Source organism: Opitutus sp. ER46 (assembly GCF_003054705.1).
Lineage (GTDB): Bacteria > Verrucomicrobiota > Verrucomicrobiia > Opitutales > Opitutaceae > ER46.
The window spans coordinates 78,831-103,122 of sequence record NZ_QAYX01000020.1; the positions used below are offsets into that span (position 1 = coordinate 78,831).

The 24,292-nt window shown below is 69.0% G+C and carries 12 protein-coding genes; 4 read left to right on the forward strand and 8 right to left on the reverse strand.

The window, feature by feature from the left end; genetic code table 11:
* Positions 1-61 precede the first annotated feature (61 nt).
* Positions 62-838, forward strand: a complete 777-nt coding sequence (locus DB354_RS07120; protein WP_107834761.1) for an enoyl-CoA hydratase-related protein — start codon at positions 62-64, stop codon at positions 836-838.
* Positions 839-1,130: 292 nt separating this feature from the next.
* Here the strand turns inward: DB354_RS07120 and DB354_RS07125 are convergent, their stop codons facing one another.
* From DB354_RS07125 to DB354_RS07135, 3 genes are all read right to left on the reverse strand, one after another.
* Complete coding sequence (locus DB354_RS07125) at positions 1,131-4,274, reverse strand: thiamine pyrophosphate-dependent enzyme (protein ID WP_107834762.1); 3,144 nt, start codon at positions 4,272-4,274, stop codon at positions 1,131-1,133.
* A gap of 285 nt (positions 4,275-4,559) precedes the next feature.
* Positions 4,560-6,596 carry a 3-hydroxyacyl-CoA dehydrogenase NAD-binding domain-containing protein gene (locus tag DB354_RS07130; protein ID WP_107834763.1) on the reverse strand — a complete coding sequence of 679 codons (2,037 nt, stop codon included), beginning with the start codon at positions 6,594-6,596 and terminating at the stop codon, positions 4,560-4,562.
* 11 nt (positions 6,597-6,607) lie between these two features.
* Positions 6,608-7,792 carry a thiolase family protein gene (locus tag DB354_RS07135; protein ID WP_107834764.1) on the reverse strand — a complete coding sequence of 395 codons (1,185 nt, stop codon included), beginning with the start codon at positions 7,790-7,792 and terminating at the stop codon, positions 6,608-6,610.
* A gap of 241 nt (positions 7,793-8,033) precedes the next feature.
* Between DB354_RS07135 and DB354_RS07140 the strand changes: the two genes are divergently transcribed.
* The gene (locus DB354_RS07140; RefSeq protein WP_146180145.1) at positions 8,034-9,188 is read left to right on the forward strand and encodes a helix-turn-helix transcriptional regulator; all 1,155 of its coding nucleotides are present in this window, start codon (positions 8,034-8,036) and stop codon (positions 9,186-9,188) included.
* Between the two features lie 373 nt (positions 9,189-9,561).
* On the opposite strand, the gene DB354_RS07145 is transcribed toward DB354_RS07140, so the two are convergent.
* Positions 9,562-9,828, reverse strand: coding sequence for a glutaredoxin family protein (locus DB354_RS07145; protein ID WP_107834766.1), 267 nt, complete (start codon positions 9,826-9,828; stop codon positions 9,562-9,564).
* Between the two features lie 234 nt (positions 9,829-10,062).
* Between DB354_RS07145 and DB354_RS07150 the strand changes: the two genes are divergently transcribed.
* Positions 10,063-11,121: an aldose epimerase family protein gene (locus tag DB354_RS07150; RefSeq protein WP_107834767.1), complete on the forward strand. Its 1,059-nt coding sequence runs from the start codon at positions 10,063-10,065 to the stop codon at positions 11,119-11,121.
* Between the two features lie 135 nt (positions 11,122-11,256).
* Here DB354_RS07150 and DB354_RS07155 read toward each other — a convergent pair whose 3' ends face one another.
* The 4 genes from DB354_RS07155 to DB354_RS07170 all read right to left on the reverse strand — a co-directional run bounded on the left by DB354_RS07155 (position 11,257) and on the right by DB354_RS07170 (position 22,750).
* Positions 11,257-17,379, reverse strand: coding sequence for an autotransporter-associated beta strand repeat-containing protein (locus tag DB354_RS07155; protein WP_107834768.1), 6,123 nt, complete (start codon positions 17,377-17,379; stop codon positions 11,257-11,259).
* A 190-nt stretch (positions 17,380-17,569) separates the two neighbouring features.
* Entirely contained in the window at positions 17,570-20,932 is a 3,363-nt protein-coding gene (locus tag DB354_RS07160) for a DUF4450 domain-containing protein (RefSeq protein ID WP_107834769.1), read from the reverse strand.
* A 57-nt stretch (positions 20,933-20,989) separates the two neighbouring features.
* Positions 20,990-21,778 (reverse strand): aldolase/citrate lyase family protein, encoded by a 789-nt coding sequence (locus DB354_RS07165; RefSeq protein ID WP_107834770.1) that lies wholly within the window; start codon positions 21,776-21,778, stop codon positions 20,990-20,992.
* Between the two features lie 102 nt (positions 21,779-21,880).
* Positions 21,881-22,750: an NAD(P)-dependent oxidoreductase gene (locus DB354_RS07170; RefSeq protein WP_107834771.1), complete on the reverse strand. Its 870-nt coding sequence runs from the start codon at positions 22,748-22,750 to the stop codon at positions 21,881-21,883.
* A gap of 159 nt (positions 22,751-22,909) precedes the next feature.
* Between DB354_RS07170 and DB354_RS07175 the strand changes: the two genes are divergently transcribed.
* Positions 22,910-24,283 carry a DUF3300 domain-containing protein gene (locus DB354_RS07175; protein WP_158277407.1) on the forward strand — a complete coding sequence of 458 codons (1,374 nt, stop codon included), beginning with the start codon at positions 22,910-22,912 and terminating at the stop codon, positions 24,281-24,283.
* Positions 24,284-24,292: the final 9 nt, after the last annotated feature.

Here is a 24,292-nt window from a genome sequence, read left to right on the forward strand (position 1 = left end):
CTTTCTGTCGGAAACGGCCGGCTTGGCCTCCAGCTAATGTTTTTCCTACCTTTCTCCTTCCATGAGCGATTCCTCCGCCCCTGTCCTGGTTGCCACCGCCGGTCCGGTCACGACCGTGACCCTAAACCGCCCCGAGAAGCGCAACGCGCTCAACGTGCCGCTGCTCGACCACCTCATCGCCGCGGTCGGGCATGCCGAGGCAGACCCAACGCAGCGCATCCTGGTGCTCCGCGGCGCGGGCACCGTGTTCTGTTCGGGCCTCGACCTCGAGGAGATGTCCCGCGGCGAGAACGCCGCCAAATCGGCCGACTTGGTGGAAGGCGCGCTGCGGCGGCTGTCCGGCACACGGCTCATGACGATCGCCGCCGTGCAGGGCGCGGCCGTCGCCGGCGGTGCGGGCCTGATGAGCGCAACCGATTTTGCGATCGCCACCCGCGACGCCAAGTTCGGCTACCCCGAGGTGCGCCGCGGCCTGGTGCCGGCGATTATCATGACTTTCCTTCGCCGCCAGCTGCGCGAACGCGACGCGCGTGAGCTCCTCCTGCTCGGCAAGCTCTTCACCGCCGAGCACGCCCACGACATCGGCCTCCTGAACCGGATTGTCGCCGACGCCGCCGCCCTCGACGCGGAGGTGCAGTCGATCATCAGCTCGCTCCTGCAAGGCGCCCCGCAGGCGTTGAGCGAGACCAAGCGCGAGTTGGCGGAACTCTGGCCCTCGACTTACGAAGCGGACTTCGCCCGCGCCCACTCGATCCACGTCGCCGCCCGCACTTCCGCCGAAGCCCAGGAAGGCATCGCCGCCTTCCACGCGAAACGCCGCCCCAACTGGGCGCCGTGACCTGCGCCCCTGCACGTGCCCGCTTTCTCCGGCCGCTCTACTGCGTTCCTTGTCCTGACCGCAGACTCCGCTCCGTCCCCGTCGGAAACGCTGACAAAGTGACGCTGGCTCCGTCGGAATCGGGTCAGCAACGGTCACCTTGTTAGTTTCAGACGGACGCGCCATGTCGGGAAGCGGACGCGCGGTGGCCGTGTCGCCCGCTCCAGGCGCCGAGATTGGGAGCTGAGGTCAGGAGGACCCAACTGGCGCGCAGACGTCTCCGTTCGGTGGCGAAAGCCTCGCCGCCGGGCCCCTATGCCTCAGTCTCGCCTGGCAACGTGAACGTGGCGATCCCGTCCTTGAGGGTCCGTAGGAAGGCCGCGGCACCGGCCCCATTGACCACGCGATGATCGAAGGTCAGCGAGAGCGTTACGACCTCGCTCGGATACACGACGCCTTCGTCGTTCACCATGCGCTCGTGCGCCTTGCCGATGAAGAGCGTGCTCATCGCCGGCGGCACCACAATCGGCGTGGCAACCTCCACCCCGAACGCGCCGAGGCTCGTGATGTTCAACGGCGCCTGCACGTCCTCCACGTGGCCGGCGCGCACGTCGGCGATCGCCTGCGTGTACGTGGCAACAAAGGCATCCCAGCCGAGCTTCGCCGCCCCGTGCACCACGGCCGTCGCGAGCCGGTCGCCCTCGAGCGCCACCGCGATCCCGAGGTCGAACGTCTCGTGCTCCACGATCGTGCCGTCCTTCTGCACCAGCCGCCGGAAGGGCGCATGGCGCTGCATCGCGCGAACGACACACCAGGCGAGCAACAAGGAGGGCGAGTAATCCCGGCCCGCCGCCTTGCCGGCCTCACGCGCCGCCCGGATCGGCGGCCACGGCGCATCGAGTTGCATGTTGGCGGTGATGAGCCCCGTCAGCCGCCGCGTGATCGCCGGGGACAGCGCCGGCGCCATGATCTGCCCCGCCGCGGGTGGCGGCGCCTCGAAGCGTGGCACCCGCGCCGTCTCCTGCAGTTTTTGCAGACTCGGTGCCTCCGCCGGCAACACCGGCGCAACCGCCACAGGCGACGGTTCACTTCCCCGGGGCGACTCCGCCGCGGACGCCGCCGCCGACTCGGCCTCGGTCGTCTCCAGCGCACCGGGCACACTGAGCCGCGCAATCTCCCGGCCGATCTCGACCAGGTCGCCCAGCTGGCAGCGCCACTCCTTGAGGACGCCCACCACCGCGGACTCGATCGGGTACACCGCCTTGTCGGTCTCCACCTCGCACAGTGCCTCATCGAGCCCAATGGGCTCACCAGGCTTCTTAAGCAGTGACACGATTCGCGCGGCGCGAATTCCCTCGCCCATCACCGGCACCACCAGCGGCACGTCCCGGCCACGCACCACCTTGACGCGGGCGCTTGGGCCGGGACCGCTCGGCGTCAGCTGCAGCGGCGCCTCCTGCTGGAGCGCGACGGGCCGCGGCGCGGCCCGGTCGGTCATCACGCGCCGCACCGCCTGCACGATGCGTTTCGCGTCGGGGAGCGCCGTGTATTCATAGATCGGATTGTAGCCGATCATCACGTTGCCCTTGGAAACCAGCAGCGGCGGGCTCACGAGCCGGCTCCACACGTCGGCCCGGCTCGTCAGGTGCGAAATGATCATCTGTCCCACGCTGCAGTTCTCCGTGTCCTCCTGCACCACGATCAACCGGCCGGTGCGCCGCACCGACTCCTCGATCATCTCGCGGTCCCACGGCACGATCGAACGCAGGTCGATCAGCTCCACGCTCACTGCCTCGCCCAGCTCGGCGAGGGCCTCCTGCGCCTTCTCGACCGTGTTGCCCCAGGCGACAATCGTGACGTCGCTGCCCTCGACCACGCGTTTCGCATGACCGATTGGAACCGCCGTAATCGTGCGCGCCACGTCGCGCTCCACCCAGAGCATGTGCTTCGGGATCAGCACGAGCGTCGGATCCTCGCCGTGCATCGCGCTCCAGAGCAGGCCCGCGGCGTCCTCCGGCGTGCTTGGGATCACCACGTTCAGCCCCGGGTAATGCGCGATCACCGCCTCGTTGGCCTGCGAGTGCCACAGCGACCCGCCGGGGAGATACGCTCCGTACGGCGCGTAGATCACGGCGGGACACGTCCAGCGCCCGAACGTCCGCCAGCGCAGCGTGGCCAAATTCGTCACGAGTTGGTTCCACCCCGGATAGATGAAGTCGATGAACTGGAGCTCGAACACCGGCCGGCGCCCGTAGCTCGCGAGTCCGCAGGCGACGCCCAGGATGGTCGACTCGGCCAGCGGCGAGTTGAATACCTGCTCTGGAAAGTCCGTCGAGAGCCGCTTCGTCAGGGTGAACACGCCACCCTTCGGATCCTGCACATCCTCGCCGAAGATCATCCGCCGCGGATCAGCGTCGAGGCCGGCGCGCAGCGTGAGGTTGATGGTGTCGCCCATGCGGTAGCGGCCGGGTTTGAAGATCTCCTCGTCGAGGTCAGGCATCGGCCGCACCACGTTGGCCTCGAGCTCGGAGGGCAGCGGGTTCTCCGCATCCTCCGCAGCGGCGTAGTCGGCGCGCACCTGCTCCTTTACCTCGTTCTCGAGCCGCGCGTACTCGGACACACTGAGGAGGTCCTCGGCGATCATCTGCTCCTTCAGCACGCGCAACGGGTCGCGTTCCTCGAGCGTGGCCAGTTCCTCCGCCGAGCGGTAGATCTTCTGGTCGTCGGAGCTGGTGTGACTCGAGAGCCGCTCCATCCGCACCCACAGGAACACCGGGCCCTCGCCCGTACGGATCCGCGCCATGAGTTCCCCCACGACCTGGTACACGTGCTCGACATCCCAGCCGTCGACGACGACCCATTCGTCGGGCGCGAGCACGTTCAGCGCGAGCGGGTTGGTGCGGCGCGTGGGACTCGAAATGCCATAGCCATTATCCTCGACGACGAGCAGCAGCGGGAGCCGCCGCTCCTTCGCGAACGCCACCGTCTCATAGAAGTCGCCCTGCCGCGCCGCGGCATCGCCAACCGTCGCGACGGTGAGGCTCGACTTGCCGTCGAGCTGCATGCCCCACGCCATGCCGCACGCCGGCAGGAGCTGCGAAGCGGTGGGCGTGGGCACGCTCCAGATATGCAGGTCGGGGAAGCTGTAGTGCGACGGCATCTGCCGGCCGTGCGAGGACGACTCGCGCTTGGCCATATAGTCGAGCGCGAGTTGTCGCGTGGACACTCCTCGGCCCAGCACCAGCGCGCGGTCGCGATAGTACGGGCACGCGTAATCGTCGGGTTCCATCAGCAGCCCGACGGCGGCCATCGCTTCGTGGCCGCGACCCGACACATGGAAATGCCCCTTGCCCTGCCGGTTGAGACTCTCCTCGCGGAGATCGCCGTGCCGGCTCTCCAGAATCGTGAGCAGCAGACGACGCTTCAATTCCGTCGATAGCGTGGCGACAGTGGTCATGGGCACTCGGTGGGGGTGAGAACGAGCCGGAGTGAGACGGCCAGGTGGGCAACTGCGGACACCCTGCGCAGGCGGCTTCGGTTCGCAACGCGTTTTCCGACTCCGGCCGCGGGGGCGCCGCCCGATTACGCCGTCCGGGCTAAGGGACCAGAAGCGGAAACGTGGGCGCGAGAGCACGCGCATAAAGAGGGAGCGGACCGGCGCCGTCGCGGTTGAGGACCGCTGGCCAGAATTCGCATCATGCAAAATGCCGCCGCGATGCGGAGAAGGGGCGCGGCTTCACCTTCAGCATTCAGCCATTTCTTCCTCCGCCCAGTGCAGCAGACCGCCGCGGAACGCGGGGAAGCCGGCGCCGGCAAGGAGCGCAAAATCCACGTCGTCGGCCGAGAGCACGACGCGTTCGGCGAGGCAACGCCGCGCCTCCTCGACCATGACCTTCATGAGGGCTTGCACGATCGCATCCTCCTGCGGTTGCAGCGGGGGCAGGGGCTTGGCCGAGTCGGCAGTCGTCCGCCCGAGCGCGGCGGCTTTGGGGTTCACGGCCTCACGGCGCCCATCGTAGCGATAGAACCCCTCGCCGCTGCCATTCTTCCGTCCCTTGAGCCCCGCCGCGAGGAGCCGGTCGCACGCCGTGGTCGCGGTGAAGCGGCGTGGGAAGTAGTGCGCGAGTTCGCCAAAGATGAATGCGGTGACGTCGATGCCCACCTCGTCGATCAGCCGCAGCGGTCCCATTGGCCAGCCGAAGTTGCGCAGCGCCCGATCGATCGCGCCGGCGTCGACGCCCTGCTCCCACACCCGCACGGCCGCGTTGAGATAGAAGAAGAGCACGCGCGTCATCAAGAACCCCGGCGAGGAGCGGCAGATCACGGGCGCCTTGCCGAGCAGGCGCACGAACTCCAGCGCGCGCGCCGCCGACTCGGGGGACGTGCGCGTGCCCATGACCAGCTCGACGAGCGCCATCCGGCTCACGGGGTTGAAAAAGTGAATTCCGAGCAGGCGGTGCCGCCCCGCGACGGACGCCGCGAGTTCGTCGATCGGCAGCGCAGAGGTGTTCGAGGCCAGGAGCGTGTCGGGCCGCACGATGGCGGCCAGTTCCGCAAACAGCCGCTGCTTGGCTTCGACGCTTTCGACGATCGCCTCGATCACGAGGTCGCAGTCGGCAAGGCCCTCCCAGGTCGTGGTGGTGCGAATACGCCCGTAGACGATGCGGCCATCCTGCGGCGTGGCCTGCCCGCGCTTCACGCCGTCGTCGATCAACCCGCGGATCACGCCCAGCGCGCGCTCGACAAACTCGAGCTGCACATCGCGCAGCACGACGTCGAAGCCGCGGGTGGCGAGCCAGTGCGCGATGCCGGCGCCCATCACCCCGGCGCCGACCACGCCGACGCGGCGGACCGGCGGCCCGACCTCGGCGCAGGGCTGGTCGGTGAACCAGCCGTCGAGCGTGCGCTTGCGGGCGGCCTCCCGCAGGAGGAACGCGTGGATCATGTTGCGACAGTCGGCTTGCGCCGTCGCCTCGCCGAAGCGCTCGGCCTCGATCGCGAATGCCCCGGGCAGCGACAGCCCGGCGGTATGCTGGACCACGTCGACCGCGTGCAGCACCGCATAGGGTCGGCCGCCGCAGCGCACGGCCAGCTCGCGACGCGTGTCGGCCCAAAGCGTCGGCTCGGGCGGCGGCGGCGTGGGACGCTTCGGCAGCCCATCGGCGGCCAGGCGCAGGGCGGTGAGCTGCGCGTGGCGCCGGAGGTCGGCCGCGGGCACGCATTCGTCGATGAGGCCCGCCGCCAGCGCCTCGCGCGCCGGCAGCAACTGACCGCGGAGGATGTGCGCGAGGGCGGCTTTCGCGCCAATCAGCCGGGGCAGCCGGACGCTGCCGCCCCAGCCGGGGATCGTCCCGATGCTTGTCTCCGGAAAACCGATCCGCGTCTCAGGGGCGTCGCTCGCGATGCGCCAGCCGCACGCCAGCGCCACCTCCAGTCCGCCGCCCGGACACGCGCCGTGGATCGCCGCGACCACCGGCACGCGGCTCCGGGCCAGCCGTTCCAGCAACTGCTGCCCGTGGCGGGAGAACGCAGCCGCGGTGGCGGCATCAGGCAGGTTCTGCAACACGCGCAGGTCGGCGCCAGCGAGGAACACCCGCTCCTTCGCACTCACCAACACCAGGGCGACCGCGGCGCTGGCCTCGGCGGCATCGAGCACGGCGGCGAACGCCTGCAGGAGCGCGGCGTTGCAGACGTTGGCCCGGGCGCCGGGGGCGTCGAAGACGATCCACCCCACTCCATCGCGGTCCACGGTGAAACGGACTGGCAGGGCGGCGGCCATGGCAGAAGGGCTCACGCTTCTGAAACCCGTTCCACGCAGATCGCAAGCGCTTCGCCGCCACCGATGCAGATCACGGCGAGGCCGCGGCGCCCGCCGCGCTCGCGCAGCGCCGCGAGAAGCGTGACGAGGATACGCGCCCCGCTGGCGCCGATTGGATGGCCCAACGCAATCGCGCCGCCGCGCACGTTGAGCCGGTCGGCCGGCACGCCCGTCTCGCGCTGGAAGACCAGCGGCACGACGGCGAAAGCCTCGTTGACCTCCCAGAGGTCGACATCCCGGGTGGTCCAACCCGCTCGGCGCAGCGCGTTGCCCGCCGCGGAGATCGGGGCAGTCGTGAACCACACCGGGTCCTGCGCGTGCGCGCCAAACGCGACGATGCGCGCCAGCGGCCTCACGCCGAGCGCGGTGGCCGTCTCCTCCCGCGCCAGCACCAGGGCCGCGGCGCCATCGTTCAGCGTCGAAGCATTGGCGGCCGTGATGGTGCCGCCCGGCTCGAACACCGGCTTGAGCGTGCGCAGGCGCTCGTAGTTCACGCGTCCCGGCCCCTCGTCCTGTTCCACGCGCCGCTCCGCACGTCCGTCCGACACCACGACCGGGGTGATCTCACCCGCGAACCGACCCGCCTGTTGGGCAGCATTGGCGCGCCGGAAACTCTCGGCGGCGTAGGCGTCCTGTTCCTCGCGACTGATCGCAAATCGGCGCACGCACTCTTCAGCGCAGCCGCCCATATGCAAGTCGGCATAGGGATCCCACAAGCCGTCGTGCACCATCGAATCGAGCACCCGCTGGTGGCCGAGCCGGAACCCCTCGCGAGCCTTGGGCAGGAGGTACGGCGCGGCGCTCATGTTCTCCATGCCGCCAGCAACGACGAGCGAGGCGTCGCCCGCGGCGAGGGCGTGGACTCCCTGCATCACGGCTTGCAGCCCCGATCCGCAGACCTTGTGCACCGTCACGCAGCGGGTGGACGCGGGCAGGTTGGCCTGCAAGGCGGCCTGCCGGGCGGGAGCCTGCCCGAGCCCGGCCTGCAGGACATTGCCCATCAGCACGTCGCTCACGTGCGCGGGAGCAAGGCCGGTCGCCGCGAGCGCGCCCTGGATGGCGACCGCGCCGAGGCGGGGCGCCGGCACCGCGGCGAGCCGGCCCTGAAAGGAGCCGATCGGGGTGCGGGTGGCAGCGAGGATCACGGCGTGGCTCATGGCGTCAGCACGGCGGAGCCACGCGCCGCCCGGCGGGGAACGATTCCGGCCTGCGTGGGAGAGGCATGTGGGAGGGGTGGGCGCGCAACAAAGCAGGGTTCGGCCAGCCCGCAAGTGACCGGCGGATTTGCTGCGCCCGCCACGCGCGGGCGGCGCGCCCCCCGTCCGGCAATACGCCAGACGGAGTAAACGACGCCGCGCCGATGTTGCGCCGGCCCGGAAAATCCCCTCGACTCGCGCCGTGCGTCCCTCCGGTTCTCCCTCGCTCCTCATCTCCCCTGAAGTCGCGCCTCCCGCCCTGTCGGGGGACTTGCTGCGGGTGCACGCCACGCTCACGCAACGTGATCTCTGGCACGCCCTGCGCCTGCTCGGTCGGGCCGCGATGCCGAGCACCTCGGTCACGCTCGAGCTCGATCTGACCGGCGAGGGCGCAGCGCTTCGCACCTACCGGCAGGGCCATCCCGCGGCCGCCCGCGATGCCCGGGCACTGGCGCACCCCGCCCAAGAGTGGCTGACCCGCCATGTGGGCGCGCCGGTGTTTCGGCTATCGGATTGCGTCACGCTGCGCGATTTGCGCAATTCCGCTTACTACGAACGCGTTATGCGACGTGCAGGCTGGGACAAGCAGCTGTCGATCGTGGCGTGGCGGGGCCGGCAGGTGCTCGGAATGTGGAATTTTCACCGCAGCCCCTCGGAGTCGGACTTCTCGCAGCGTGACCAGCGGCTGGCCGAGTCGCTGCAGCCGCATTTTGCCGCCGCGCTGCGGCGGGTGCTGGACCATGAGGAGGCGGTCTATCGCGGCGAACAGGTTTCCCGGCTGCTGGAAGACGCACCCGTGGGCTTGCTGCTGGTGGACTGGGACCTGCGTCCACTCTGGTACAACCGCGAGGGAGCCCACGCCTGTGCTGTCTGGAATCACGGCGAACGTCGCGCTTCCGCCCTCAGCCCGAAGCGCACTTTCCGGCTGCCACCCGCGCTGGCCGAAGCGTGCAGTGAAATGCGCACGCAGTGGCTCAACGCGCCCAACTCGGCCCGCGAGTCGGCGTTGAAGCCTCGCGTGCTCAGTGACGACAACCTCGGGCTGCACGCGAACATCGTGCTCCGGCCCGTGCTGACGAACCCGCTGCTCCGGCCGGCGTTCGAGGTTCAGCTCGATTACCGGCGGCCCCGCGGCGACCGCAACCGACCGCTTTCGCCGGGCGCCGTGGCGCTCCTCGCCCGGTTGAGCGCGCGCGAACGCGAAGTGGCGATGCGCGTCCGCGAGGGCATGGGCACGCGCGAGATCGCCGGCGAACTGCATCGCAGCCCGCTGACGATCAAGACCCAGCTCGCCGCGATTTTCCGCAAGCTCGAGGTGGGGAGCCGCACCCGCGTGGCGGCATTGCTCAACCGTTAGAAGATCAGCAGTTCGCGTGCGGTCGCGTCACCGCTGGCTTTAGCCCATTCGGTGTATGGTCAGCCGGGGCCGAGTCCGATACACTCGTTCCCGTTAGTTGCTAGTGTGTGTGTGTGGACTGTTCTTTTTAGGTCGTTCCCCATACCCACGACTTAAAAACGGTATGTCTGCTGACTACCCGAGCCAGTGTGCGAGTTAAGAAACTGGTTCGCGAACCTGGCGCGTCGCCTGGCAACAGGCGGCCCCACGCGCCCAGGTTCGCGGTCAGTTCCGCCGCCAACGCCAACACCACCAGCAACCCCCGCGGCACTTTGGGCCTCCCAGCAGGCAACAGCGCGGCAGCCAGAGCGCCAAGCACCCTACCCTGCGCGCGTCAGCTGTCCTCCAGCTTGACGTTGTGCTTGCGCAGGAACGGCACGAGTTCGTCGACGCCAAAATCGGCCAGGACGTCCCCCTTCCAATCGAGCGTCGGCGCCTTGGTCTGGCCTGACTTGCGGCGCATCTCCTCCATCGCCGTGGGGTCGCCCGTGACCTCGCGGAGCTTGTAGCTCACGCCATGCTGGTCGAGGAACTCGACCGCTTCGTGGCACCAGGGGCAGCCATTCTTCGTGTACAGGATGGGAAGATCGTCGGCGACCATGCGACGGCATGGTCAGGGGCGCGGGCCGGATGTTCCTCCGTCGTCCGCGCGCACCGCGCGTCGAGCACCAGGAGTCATCCGGGGACGGCACGCGCCTGGCCCCGAAGCGCGCCGCGGCGGTTTTTCCGGCCGGTCATCGGCCTCCTCCCGTGTCCCGAGGTTGGGCGTTCAAGGAATAGCACACCAGAGGCTGGATTTCGCCGGCCAACCGTCCAGACTTCCCGCCTCCCCGGCATGAAAGCTTTTGGCCTGACCCCAGACGGTCGTGAAACCCACCTGTTCAGCCTGCGCCGCGACGGCGGCTTTGGCGCGGACATCTCAGATTTTGGCGGCACCCTGGTGCGGCTGTTCGCGCCTGATCGGCACGGCGAGCTGGCCGACGTCGTCCTTGGTTTCGATTCCGTCCGCGGCTACACGCAGCCGACGTGCCCCTACTTCGGCTCCACGGTGGGACGCTGCGGCAACCGCATCGCGCACGGCCGTTTCACGCTCGATGGCAAGACCTACACCCTCGCCACGAACAACGCCCCGGCGGGAATTCCCTGCCACCTGCACGGCGGCCCCGGCGGTTTCGACAAGGTGCTCTGGCAGGCGGAGCAGACCACGGTGGGCGGCGACCCGGTCCTTCGCCTCCGTTACCAGAGCCGCGAGGGCGAAGAGGGGTATCCGGGCAACCTGGACGTCACGGTCGAATTCACCGTCACGGCAGACCAGGCGCTACGGATCGACTACAGCGCCACGACGGACAAGGCCACGCCGGTCAACCTGACCAATCACGCGTATTTCAATCTCGCCGGCGAAGGCTCGCGCTCCGTGCTGGGGCACGTCCTCACGCTCAACGCGACGCGGTACACCCCGGTGAACGCGGGGCTGATTCCGCTTGGTGAACTTGCGCCGGTGGCCGACACCCCCTTCGATTTTCGCGCCCCGCACACGGTGGGCGAGCGGATCGATCGGCCCAATGAGCAACTGCGGTTCGGTGCCGGTTACGACCACAACTTCGTCCTGGATGGCAGCGGATCCCTGGCCCTGGCGGCCACGGTGCTGGAGCCCCTCTCCGGACGCGAACTCGAGGTCCTCACGACCGAGCCCGGGGTGCAGTTCTACAGCGGCAACTTCCTCGATGGCACGCTGCCGGGAAAGAACGGGCACACCTACCCGCGTCGCAGCGGCCTCTGCCTGGAGACGCAGCATTTCCCGGATTCGCCGAACCAGCCAGGGTTTCCGTCGGTGATCCTGCGGCCGGGCCGGTCGTACCGCTCGACGACGGTCTTCCGTTTCAAGGCGCGCTGAACACCGCGGCGGTCTTCGCCCCCGCAGCCGACGCACGCGCGGGTGTCGCCGCCGAGCGGGGAAACGTCCTGCACCGCCGCGCCGCCACGGCGGCATTCGCCTGCCGCGCGGCACGAGCCTGATGCCACGTGCGGCTCAGCGAGCCGAGCGCCGCCGACGCGAAAGGACGTACGTGGCGAGGAGGCCGGTCAGCAGGAGCGCGTAGGTGGACGGCTCCGGGACCGGATCGAAGTTGAGCGTCAGCGTGTTGCCCGACAGCCCGATCGTGAACTGACCACCATGCTGGTTCGTGAAGTTGGATGCATTAACCCAGAACTGATCCGATCCCGTGAAACCAGTGATCGAAGTCGCCGAAAGGATTGTCCACGACTGCGCCTTGGTCGGGTCAAAGTTCATGGCCATCAGGCTGGCGCCATCGAGCCCGACGGAAGACAGGCTGAACACGAACGGCGTGGCGGAGGTGGCGGCGACCTGGACATCGCCGTTGACGATGATCATGTCCCATCCGCCAATCGTGACCGCATCGTTCATCCCAAACTGGTACACGCCGCCACCGCTGAGGATGAGGACGCTGGTGCTGATCAGGCTGCCGTCAAAGGTGACGCTGCCGATCCCGCCCATCCCGGGGCTGAGCACTATACCGCTCCCGATGTTGAAGCCGGTGGTGCCGCTCGGAACCGAGAAGGTGCCGGTGCCGCCGAGAATGCCGGACGTCACGGCGATACGATTGGAGACGGTGGCGCCACTGCCGACCGCGAGAGAGCCGCCGGAAAGCGTCACGAGGTTGGACGTAGCACCAAATGCGGCACTGGAGCCGGCGACGATGTTCGCCCCCTCCAGGATCGTCGTGTTGCCCGTGTAGGTGTTGGTGCCGGTCAACTTCAGCGTCGCGCCCGAACCGGAATAGGTAAGCCCCGTCGTTTCGCCCACGATGGCGCCGGCAAACACGGCGTCAGCCCCCTGCACGACCGTCAGCGACTTGCCGGTGAGCGTGAGGGTGCCGGTGCCAAGCGCATCGGAAATTCCGTTCACGGTGCTGTGGTCGAGGAACGTCGCGCCCACGGCGGAGTCGCCGGCAAAGACCAGCGCGCCACCGCCAACGGAGGCCGCGGTGTTGAAAATCACATTGCCCTCCTCGAGGCGCAGATCGCCCGTGCGGTCACTGTGACTGCCGAACAGACTGAGCGTACCCGCGCCGACCTTGCGGAGATCGCCGCCGGTGACGACGCCCTGGAGGATCAGGTCGTAGGCCCCACCGACCGCGACGGAGCTGCTGCCCAGGTTGATCGCGTTGCTGATGGTACGCGTCCCCCCCGCCGTGAGGATCGAGGCGCCGAGCGCGTTGACGGCCGCCGTCGAGGTCACGTTGAGGGTGCCCGTGCCGAGCGCGGTATCACTGCCGAGGTACAGCGTTCCGGCCTGCAGCGTCGTGTCCCCGGTGTAGGTGTTGTTGCCCGCCAGCGTGACGCTGGAGACGAGGCCGAGCCCGTCGCCGGAGACCGAAGTCGCGATGGACCGGGCATCACCGACGATGACGCCGAAGGCGCCGGAGAGTGGCGTGAGCACCGTGAGCTGGCCGCCCTTGTAGCCGGCGAAACGATATGCGGTGTCCGTGCCGGACAATGTGATGCTCACGTTGCCCCCGAGCGTCGCCGAGGTGGCGGTGCCGAGGAACACGGTCGCGGTGCTGTCGAAGGACGAAAGCGTGATATTGCCCGTGACGGCGAAGGATCCGGTGAACGAATCGAAGCCGATGATCGTGCTGGTCGAACTGGCGAAGCGGTTGATGAAGCTATCGGGGGTGGCGCCGAACGCAGCGACGTCCTCGGTCCCGATATAGCCGCAACCGCTGAGCAGGCCGCTCGCCGGCAGCGCGCCGGCCCCGAAGATCACGCCCGAGTTGGAGACCACGGTGCCGCCGGTGTAGGTGTTGGCGCCGACGAGCCGCACGGTGAGCGGATTGGCTTCGGCGGAGGTGACGTCCACGCTGCGGACCGTGTTGCCGCCGTTGGCGTCGACCAGCGCGGAGGTGACCTGCAACAGGCCGCCGCCGTTGCCAAAACGATAGGTGGTATCGACCGGCGTGATCGTGCCCGTGAGGATGGCGCCCGAGGCGGAGCCGAGGCGGGCGGTGCTGGTGAAGCCGGTGAGGTTGATGTTGCCTGCAAAAGTATTGGGCGAAGCGGCGGACGCGCTATCGAACCCGATCGCGCCGGAGGTACCTTGCTTGTCGAAACGGTCGATGAACGTCGTCTGGACGTCAGCCGGCACAAACCCGATGCCGATGTAGCCGGCACTCTGGGACACGAAGGTGCCGTACGCAGGGGTGGTGGGCAGGGAGCCGGCGGTTCCGAACACGATGGCGCCGGAGGTCGACTCGACCCCACCCGTCATGCCGGAGGAGCCTCCCTTGAACACCAGGGCGGCCGTGCCCGCGCCGTAGAAGCGGCCGGGACCAGTCACGACGCCGTTGAAGAACACGGGGTCGGATCCCGTGACGAGCGAGAGGGTGTTGCTGAAGGCCACCGAGCCGGTGAACGTGAACCCGCCCTGACCGCCAAAGGTCAGCGGGACGTTGGCCGGACCGGCGAAGACGACGTTGTTCGCGATGGTGCGGGAACCGCCGAGCGTCACGAGCGACAACCCGTAAACCGGCGAGCTTTGCGGGGAAATGGTGAACGTGCCGGTGCCGAGCGCCGCATCGTTCCCGAGTGCCAGGACGCCATCATGCAGCGTCAGGCCGCCACTGAAGGTGTTCGCCTCGGTCAGGGTGGTATTGCCGTAGACGTCCAGGCTGCCGGTGCCGCTGATCAGCCCCCGGAGCACCAGGGAGTCGCCGGCCCAGCTGCTCGCCAGCCGGGCGAAGTCATTGGGCTCGTCCGCCCCCGCCTCCTTCAGCGAAACCTGGACCGCAAGGATGCCCGAGAGGACGATCGGGTTGTGCAGCGTGATGTTGCCGCTAGGTGCGACAAGCGCCTTCTTCGCATCGGTGGCGGCAACGGTCAGGGCGCCGGTGCCGAGCGAGCCACTGAGAATCGTGCCGTCGTGCACCGTGCTGTCCTGGGTCACCACGAGCACTCCACTCTCGAGGGTGGTGCCGCCGCTGAACGTATTGGCGCCCACCAGACCCACGATGCCACTGGCATAGGGGGAGCCGCCGGCGCCGACGACCACGCGGTTGACATATCCATTCACCAGCGGCGACGAGATGACGAGCGTGCCGTCATCAGCCGCGAGCAGGGAAAGCGTGCCATTGGCCCCACCTTGGGTCGGAGCGTAGATGAGGCCGCTCAGCGTGGCATTCGTCGCCGTGCCGAGGTAGATCGACCCCAGATGCCGGAGATCGATCGTGTCACTGAAGGAGCGGCCACCTTGGTTGTAGCCGGACATGCGGGCGCTGATTCCGCTGGTGGAATCAATTCCCAGGACGGACGTGGCCGTGTAGGAAGTCACCCGGTTCGTCGCGAAATCACCGATACTGCCGCCGGCGAAGTTCTCCGTCAGGCCAACGTAGCCGTAAGCCCCGAGCGTTACGCTGGAACCCGCAGGTAACGCCGTCGCGGAATCGAGAATCGCGAGCGAGTTGGCGACACTGAGCCCGCCGGTATAGTCGTTGGCGCCGCGAAAGACGGTCACCAGATAATTGCCGTCGAGGCCCGGCACCGAACTCACGCTGACGTTGTTCGCGCCGGTCAGCGTGGAGCTGATGACGAGCGCCCCACCGCCGTTGCCGAATTTGTAGCCGCTCGCGTGCGGCGTGATGGTGCCGGTGAGCTGTGCGCTCGTGCTCGAGCCAAGGGTGACGTTGGCGAAATTCGTCAGGTCGATCGCATCGGCGAACGTGGTGGTCACATCGGTCGGCGAGTCGAAGCCCAGCGCCCCGGAGAAGTTGGGCGCGTCGATGAGGCCGAGGACGGAAGCCGCGCTCGCCGGCGCGGGACTGCCGAGGTTCAGGATTCCGACGTATCCATTGGTGCCCTTCAAATAGGAGGTCGCGACCGGCACCGCGGCAGCCGAGCCGAAAAGCAGACCAGCGGCGTTGAGCGTAACGCTCGAAATGGAGCTGGTGTCGATGGAGCCGAGGATCAGGGCGTGACCAAAACGATCGGGGCTGGAGGTGAGCGTCAGCGCCGTGGTGCCACTCGCACTTCGCAGCATCCCGCCGATTTGAACCAGGTCGCCCAACTGCACCGTGGCCGTCGTCGTGGGCACGGTGACATCGCCGTTGAGCACGAGGGCGTGGGCGTTTTGGCCCATCAACGTTGCGCCGTTCGCGACGCTGACCGCATTGGTCAATCCCACGTCGGAGATCGCGTCCGGCGCGACCGCCAGAGTGGCGTTCGCACCCACCGCCACGTTGCCAACGCCGAGAGGATTCGAGCCCTTCACGGTGAGCGTGCCGCCACTGATCGTGGTGCTGCCGGAGAACTCGGAGTTGCTGCCGACGATGACAAAGGTCGTGTTGCCCGTGCCGGCGAGCGTGAGGTTGCCCGCGCCGCTCAGCGAGCCCGCGAAGTAACCGCCGAATGCGTTCGCGGCGGGCGCGACCGTGAGGCTCGAGGTCGGCGCGCCCAGGTTGAGGTTGGAGGCCACTGCTCCATGCAAGGCCGCGATCGTGTTGCTGGTTTCGGCCGCCAGGGTGACGCACGCGCCGCTGGCAATGATCAAGGTCGTGGCCGTCGGCAGGGTATTGCTGGCCCCGACCACGAGCGTGCCCTCGTTCACCGACGTCACGCCGGCATACGTGTTGCTTCCAGCGAGCGTCCAACTGCCGGAGCCGGACTTCACGAGACCGACGCCGGTGATCGGGCCCGCGACCACGCCGCTGGCGCCCGTCCCCGTCAGCATCAGTCCCCAGCCGGTGTTGTTGGTGATCCCACCCGCCAGCACCACCTGCCCGGAGCTATTGTTCGTCACGGGCGTCGCCGTTCCGCTCATCACGATTGGCGCCGCGACGGTCAGCGTGTCGACGCCGCTGTAATCAAACGTCAACGACACGCCGCTCAGCGTCAGGCTGGTCACACTGGCGTCGACGGGGCCGGTGAGGACCAGCTGACTGGCGAGATTGGGCACCGCCGCGAAGGTCAGGTTGGTTGTGCTCGAGACCGCCTTGAGCCCGCCCGCGAAAGCGATCGTGCCGCCGAGGTTGACCACGGCGTTGCCGGCCGGGACGGACACGTTGCCGCCAAAGTAGAGTCCGCTATCGCCCCCCAGCGCCTTCAACACCGCGCCCGACGCGAGCGTCACCGGGTTGTTGATGATGGGGGTTCCCGAGTTGTGCACCCCCAGCGTCGCGCCGCTGGCCACGCTCAAGGTGCCATTGCCCAGCGTAGCCCCGGCGACCAGATTGACCGTGCCGCTGGCGACAGTGATCGCGCCGGAATAGGTGGTGAAGCCATCGGTGTCGCTGGCGCCGAGAACGAACGTGGAGCCACTGCCGCCCGCGATGGTCAGGTTGCCGGCGCCCAGCAGCGTGCCGAAATACCAGCCGCCGGACGCGTCCGCGGCGGGAGCGAGCGTCAGCGCGGATCCGGGGGCGAGCGTGATCTTGGCGCCGGTGTCGCCCTCGACCACGGCGACGGTCTGCGTGCGGTTGTCGGCGAGCGTCAGCGACCCCGTCCCGCCCAGCGTGATAGTCGCAGCCGGCGTGAGCACGTTGGAGGCGCCGAGCACCAGCGTGCCCGCGTTCACCTGGAGATCGCCCGTGCTGGTCCCCGTGAGCGTCCAGGTGCCGGAACCGTCCTTGATGAGGCCAAGCGGCGAATCGATCGCGCCGCTGATCACGCTCTCGAGCCCGCTGCCGTTGAGGAGCAGTGCGGAGCCGGTGCTGTTGGTGACGCTGCCGGAGATGACCAACCCGCCGGAACCGGCCGGGTCATCGGTGATCGGCGACGCGGTGGTGGTGAAAATGATCGGCGCCGCGATCGTCTGGGTGGCGCCGGACAGATTCTGGATTCCCCCGGCGGTGATGGTGAGGCTGCCGGCGCCGGTGAGCGTGTAATTCCCCGCCGTAGCATCAAATTTGATACCGGCGACGGTCACCGCGGTATCCACGACGGGCTGCGCGAGCGCCACATTGCCAAACGCGACGGTGACGTTGGCCGAAGGGCTGGTGTTCTCGACCCAGTTGGCGGCGGTCGCGAAATCGGTTCCGCTTCCGCTCGTATTCCACCAGATCAAGGTCGGGCTCTCGGCCTGCGCGAAGGCGGCGCACGCAAATGCCGCGCAAACAGGGATAAAATGCCGGCTGGACAGCATGGTTGGTAAATGCCCGAGAGCAGTGACAGCCACAAGGTGAAAACCGGCTGCGTCGCAACCGCTCCGCCCCGCAAAACGCCGCGGCTTGCCGGGGTGCAGCGGCGATGAGCGCCCTGCCCCGCCGGCCAGATTTACCTCGGGCTTACACGCCACCCGCCCGCGCTATTTGCCGGCGGCTTGCAGCTGCGCATCAGCGCACCAGCGTCGCCGCCATCAGGCCGACGACGACGTCATTCGCCACGCATCTCACCGTGAGCGACTTCAACTCCCGCCCGGCCTCAAGCGGCAGCACCAGGACAGTCGCGGCCCCGCCGGGCACCACGGCGCCGCGGCCCTTGAATCTGGGCCGCGTCAGCTCGCGCACGATCCCGGTTTTGAGGTCCACGCGCAGCGGCAACGGTCCCTCGCTCCGGAATTGGAAGTCGTCCAGGAAGTAGTCCTGCTCGATGGGCCACCACGTCTCGGGGTTCACCAGCGGCAGCCGGGTCGTCGTGCCGTCGGCGTAGGTGACCACGACTTCACCGTTCTCGAACCGGCTTTGCATGGCGTTCGTCGAGCCGGCCAGCAGCAGAAAGATGGCGCGCGCGCGGCCCGCCAGCGGGAGGGTGGCATCGTCGGGGTAGTTGTCCCACTGGGACGTAAACAACACGTTGGGCCCCTGCGCGGGCGTCGCGAAAGGCACGCCGTTGGGCAGCGTCAAACGCCCACCCGACCGCGCGGCGAGCTCCCGCACGCCGCGATCGTCGATCTCCGCGGTTTTGTTCACCCCACCCGCCCACCCCCCCAGGCCCTGCTTGGGCAGCGCAAGCGAGACGAACGGTGAACGCGGGGAACGGTACTCGTTCCGAAAGATCTGCGTGACGCGGTCATTGAAGGCCGCGGTCAGGTCGACGGGCTCGCAGCGCGCGTCAGCCGGCAGGGCGAACGTGGGCACCACCACGGGGGCGGTCGCGGCGCGGGGCAGCGGCGGGCGGAGCCAGCGCATCTGTCCTTGCTCCGCGGGTACGAACGTATCCGCTGAGGCGGCGGTCGGCCGGATCGCCTCGCCCGCCCAGCGAATGCACACCTCGTGGCTCGCGGCGGCCGGCGCGCGCACCTCGATCCGCGGCAAGCCCACGGCTTCCATCACCGGCGTCCAAGACGCCTCGCGCCCGTTTACCGTCACGCCCACCACGCGGTCGCGGACCGCCGCCACGACGAGCCGCAGCCCCTGCGGCGTGGTTCCGGCCGGGAAGCTCAGGCGATAGGTGTCGACCGCGTCCTGACGCGTAAAACCCAGCGCAAAGTCGGGGTGCTGGATCGCCGCCCGCGTCCAGGCGGCCGGCCACCCCGGCGTCACGCGCCACTCGCCGGCCAGCCGGTCGGGCTGCACGCCGAAGAGCCCCTCGATCAGCGCGCGCGAGAGCACCCCGCTGCCGTCGGCAAAATCGCGCTGCGATTCGCGGCGATAAACGTCGAGGTACGACATCGAGCCGACGTTGCCCGGCGAGATGCCCATGTACATCGCGGCCAGGAGCGAACCCTTGGCGACCGCCCACGCCGCGTCGGGCCGGCCCGCCTGCCAGTAGCCCAGCGCGCCATGCACGGCCTCCGCCATCACCACGTTGTTGATCGACCAGTCGTAGGGCATCCAGTTGCTCGTGCCCAGCGTCCGCAGCCCCGCGGGCACGCCGGGGCCGCGGACCGGCAGCTGCGGCAGCCGGCTGTCGACATACTGGGAAAAGAGCCACGCCTCCCGGGCATCCGGGACGCCACAGTCCAGCGTGTGATAGAACGTCCACAAGGCCGCGCTCGGATGCACCCGCTGGAGGCCGAGCCAGTCCTTGGCCTCGGCAAACCAGCCGCCGGCTCCGGTCGCATCGTCCTTCACCCACAGCAACGCGCGCATCGCCCGCGCCAGCCTGTCCGCCTCCTGCTGATACGGCGCCGGATCCTCGCCGAGCAGTCGCGCCAGCCGCGCCGCCTGCTGGTGATGGTAGTAATTGTAGGCAGAGGCATGCATGGCCCCGCCGCCGCTGTATTGCAGGTCATCGCTCGCCCAGATCGCCGCGTACGCCTCGTAGAGGGGCAGGCGCTCCGGCCCAAACTCGCGGCGGAACAGCCGCCGCTCCCACGCCAGGTGGCGCTGGATCACCGGCCAGACCTCGCGCGCGAGCGTCAGATCCCCGGTCCATTGCAGGTGCCGGAACACCGCGTCCACGAACCCGAGGTTCATGTCGTAGTGTGAGTTCGAGAGGTCGCCGTTGGTGTGCAGCCCCGCCTCGTTGCGCGCGAGGTTCGCCGCCTCGTCCGCCGGCGGCACCGTCGGCGGGATGGGATCGGTGTTCTGGCGACCGCACCAATAGGTGAGATTCCGGCGGGCCCGGTCGTGCCAGCCGAGCGCGTCGAGGGCGTACGGCCCGCGCCAGCCGAGCAGCTTCGTACGCCAGGCAATCGCCCCATGCATGATGGCCTGCTGGGGTTCGTCCCACACCGCGTCGGCGGCGACGTTCAATGCCCCCACGGCGGCATTCAGGAAGGGGTCCGGCGTATCCACAGCCACGCGCGTCCGCACCGCCGCGAAATGAGCGGTCGCCACGGCGAAACGCTCGGGCAACTCGTCGCGCGAGAACGGGGCCGCCAGCGTCGGCGTGCTCGCCGGCCGGTCGCCGCCCGGCCGGACCGCCGTGACTTCCCGGTAGGTCGCCAGATCCGCGGGCACTGCGGACTGGGCCGCGACGCGCTGCAGGGAAAGGAAGAGCGTGCCGCCGGCCGTGAGGGGCACCCGCCCGACGGCGAGGGGCAGCGCCGGAGCCGCCGCGGGCGATGCCGGGGCAAAGACCGCGGCCGCGTCGGCCCAGCGCCCGGCATCCGCCACCGCGACGACCGCTCCGGCCGGCACAACGCCCACGATCGTGGCGGGGCGCGCGCGCAGCACAAAGCCGCTGGCGGTGAGTTCAATCTGGTTGCCGCGACAGAACTCGGGCCGGAGTTGGAACCACTCGCTGATCGGGACGCTCTCGGTGCCGATGTCGCCATCGCGCTTGCCGCGCTGGCCGTTCACGCCGCCAAACGCCCAGCCCAGTTCCACGCCGGCGCCGATTCCACCCGCCTCGACCCGGACGAGGAGGCCCTCGGTCTCCGCGGACGCGAGGACGGCCAGGCGGATCTCGCCGCCGGCGCCGAGCAGCGGATCCTGGATGCAATAGTGCAGTTCGCCCGGCCGGTACCGGGTTTCAATCTGCGCCGCGTCATGCAGCCACTTGGCGCCCGCGGGCGTGCGCACCGCGAACCGGAGGTTACCGCCGCGGCCGGGCAGGTAGAGGACGAATTCCGGCGCGTCGCCGCCGTCGGCGCGAAACGCGGTGTTGCCGCCGTAAAGCGAACGGTTGAACCGCTCGGTGCCGTTGGTGATGACGAAATCCGCGCCATCCGGCTGATAGCGCAACGGCCGGTCGATGGCGTCCGCCAGATTGGGGGTGAGCCGGGAGGCCGCCGGCCGGATCTGCGCCGCGAGGGGCGAAACGCAGGCAGCCAGGGCGAGGGAGACGAGCGCGAGCCGGACAAAACGCATCACGGGAGACTGTCGAACGGTGCCGGCGTTTCCGCCAGCCGCAACCCGCTCAGACCGTCAGCGGCCCGCCGGTCCCGGGGCGCCCTGGCGCAGGGCCGCCGCGTAGGACAGAAGCGCGGCGCGCACGCCGCCGCCATCGCTGCCCAGCGCGACGAAGGTGTATCCAAGTTCCCGGCACATCGGCACCAGTTCGGGACTGTGCACGAGGATGCCGGCCGCCTTGCCGTGCCGCCGGGCCGCCGCGCACACGCGCCGCATCGCATCCTTGAACGCATCGCTCTGCAGCTGGTTCGGGATGCCCATGTTGTAGGAGAGATCGGTCGGCCCCACGAAAACGACGTCCGCGCCGTCGACGGCGGCGATGTCATCCACCGCCGCCACCGCGGCCGGCGTCTCGATCTGGATCACCGCCAGGATGCGCTCGTGGGCGTGGGCAAAGTACTCGTCGAAATCGTTCCCGTAGGCGGCGCCGCGATTGAACTTCGCGACCCCGCGGATGCCCCGGGGCGGATAGCGCATCGCGTTGACCGCCGCCTGCGCCTCCGCGGCCGAGTTCACGTAGGGCACCATCACGCCAAACGCGCCCTGGTCGAGCACGCGCTTGAATCGCGGGGCCTCGTTGGCGGCCACGCGCACCACCGGGAACGCCGGCGTCGAGCCGATGGCGTGCAACTGATGCAGGAGCGTGTCCTCACCCCCCGGGCCATGCTCGTGGTCGATCAGCACCCAGTCGAACCCGGCCAGTCCGGCGATCTCGGTCGTGACTGGCGAGCCCAGGTTAAGGAAGGTGCCGCAGAGCCACTCACGCGCGAGCACGCGCTGGCGAAAGTCGGAGGGAAGTTTCATGGGGACGCGGGAAGGACGCGGCAGGAGGCTGGGCGGATGCGGCCCGGGTGTTAAGGACGGATTGGCTGGACGGAACAGTGGCCCAAAGGAAACGGCGCGCCGTCAAAGCGACACGTACAGCCGGTACAGCACCTGCGTCCCTTCCTCGGTCCAGCCTTGGCTGGCAACCTGGTCGTAGAGTCGACGGGCCAGCGCGAGCCCCGGGAGGTCGAGCTTCATCGCGGCCGCCGAATCGAGGGCGATTCCCAGGTCCTTGAGAATATGCTTCACGTAGAAGCCGGGGCCGAAATTCCCCGCCAACGCCCGCGGGGCGAGGTTCGTCATGGCCCAGCTGCCGGCGGCGCCGCCCGCGATGGCCGCCTGCACGCCGGCGGGATCGAGTCCGGCCCGGCGTGCATACGCGAGCGCCTCGCACCACGCCACCATGCCCACGGCCACGGCGATCTGGTTCGCCATCTTGCAGTGTTGGCCCGCGCCGGGACCGCCATGCCGCGCAATGCTCTTCCCCATCAGCTCAAAGATCGGCCGCGCCCGGGCGAAATCGCTCTCGGCCCCGCCCGCCATGATCACGAGACGGGCTTCCCTGGCGCCGACATCCCCGCCGGAAACCGGCGCATCGAGCGCCCCCAGGCCTCGCTGCGCCGCGGCCTCGGCGATCCGTCGCGCGAGCACCGGGCTCGATGTGGTCATGTCGATCAGGAGCGCCCCGGCCCTGGCCCGGGCGATCACGCCATCTGCGCCCAGGTAGGTCTGCTCCACGTCTGCCGGGTAGCCGACCATCGTGATCACCACGTCGGCCTGCGCCGCAGCGTCCCCCGCGGAGTCATGCCAGTGGGCGCCGGCCGCCAGCAGCGACTCCGCCTTGGCCTTGGTGCGGTTGTACACGTGCAGCGTATGGCCGGCCTTGAGCAGGTGCCCGGCCATGCTGCGCCCCATGACTCCGGTCCCGATGAATGCAATGGATGGCGGCATATGGCGGAAATGCCGCCGAGTGAAAGCCCGGCCGCAGTGGCGCGCGATGCGAAAAAGCGGGCTGGCCGCGGCCCGCGGCGAATAATTCCTCTGGGCGTGGCGTCAAATCGTCGGCACTCTGCCGCCCATTCGAAGTCCCAACCCCAGGGTCCTGCTTTCATGAAAACGCTTACCTGCCTCGCCCTGCTTGCCTTGCTCCCGGGGTGCGCCGTCGCCCCCGCGCGCACCTCCGCGACCCCGGTTGTGGCCACCACCACAACGTCGGCCGTCGCCCCGGCCGCACTCTTCACCGCCGAACAGCTCGACGTGCTGCTCGGCCCCATCGCCCTCTATCCGGATCCCCTCATCGCCCTCATCCTGCCCGCCAGCACGAATCTCTCCGATGTCGTCCTCGCCGCGCGCTATCTGGCCGCCGGCGGCGATCCCAACCAGGCGGAAGCGCAGCCGTGGGACGACAGCGTGCAGGCGCTCGCACGTTATCCGGAGGTCCTGCGGTGGATGGATGACAATCTCGCCTGGACGAAGCAACTGGGCGACGCGTTCGCCAACCAGCCCGGGGACGTGATGGACGCCGTGCAACGCCTGCGGCGGACCGCGATCGCGACCGGCTCGCTCATCTCGACCCCGCAGCAGCAGGTGGTCTATCGCGGGACGCTGATCCTCATCCTGCCGGTCGAGCCCGAGGTCATCTACATTCCCTACTACAACCCGAACGCGGTGTACGTCCGCTCGTATTCTGAATCCTACTACGGATTCAGCCTGGGCTTCGCCGCCGGCTGGTGGCTCTCCTACGGACTCGACTGGCAGGACCACTGCCTCTGGTCGGTTCACCACGACTACCGCGAACGGCACTGGCGCGACTATCATCGCGACTGGAATCACCACGTGAGGCCGCCCTACGGTCCGCCGCCCCCGGACATCAAGCCCTGGCGCCCGCGGCCCGATCGCCGCCCACCCCAGATCACGCCCAGTCGTCCGCATGACGTGGTCCGGCCGACGCCGCACCGCCCGGATCGCGATCGCCCCGCGCCCCGCCCCGGGCCCGGCAGCCAGCCCGATCGGCGCGCCCCCTCACACCCCCGGGCGGAGCCGACCACCGGTCCGGCCCACATCACCCCTCCGGTCAACACCGGTGCCGCCGGGCCGAACCGGAATCCTGACGTCTCCCGCCAGTCTCCCCGCGAGAATCGTCGTCCCGACCGCCAGCCCAATCCGGCAATGAACCCGGCTCCCCGTCCAACCACGCCTCCGCCGCAGACGACGGCACCGGCGCCAACCTCCCCGCCTCGCCCCATGCGCAACGCGGTGCCCACGAATCACGGCAACCCCGGCCCGCGTTATGAACGCCCGGCGCCAGCGCCACGCGTGGATCGCCCGCAGCCGACGCCGTCTTCACCGCCGCCCCAACGCGCCGAGCCCGCCCCGGCCCCGCGGATGGATCACACGCCGCCGCCGGCGCCGGTTCAGAATCGCACCGAACCGCCACGCGCCGATCCGCAGCGGAACGACTCGAAGCAGAAGGACCGGGACTGATTGTCGGCG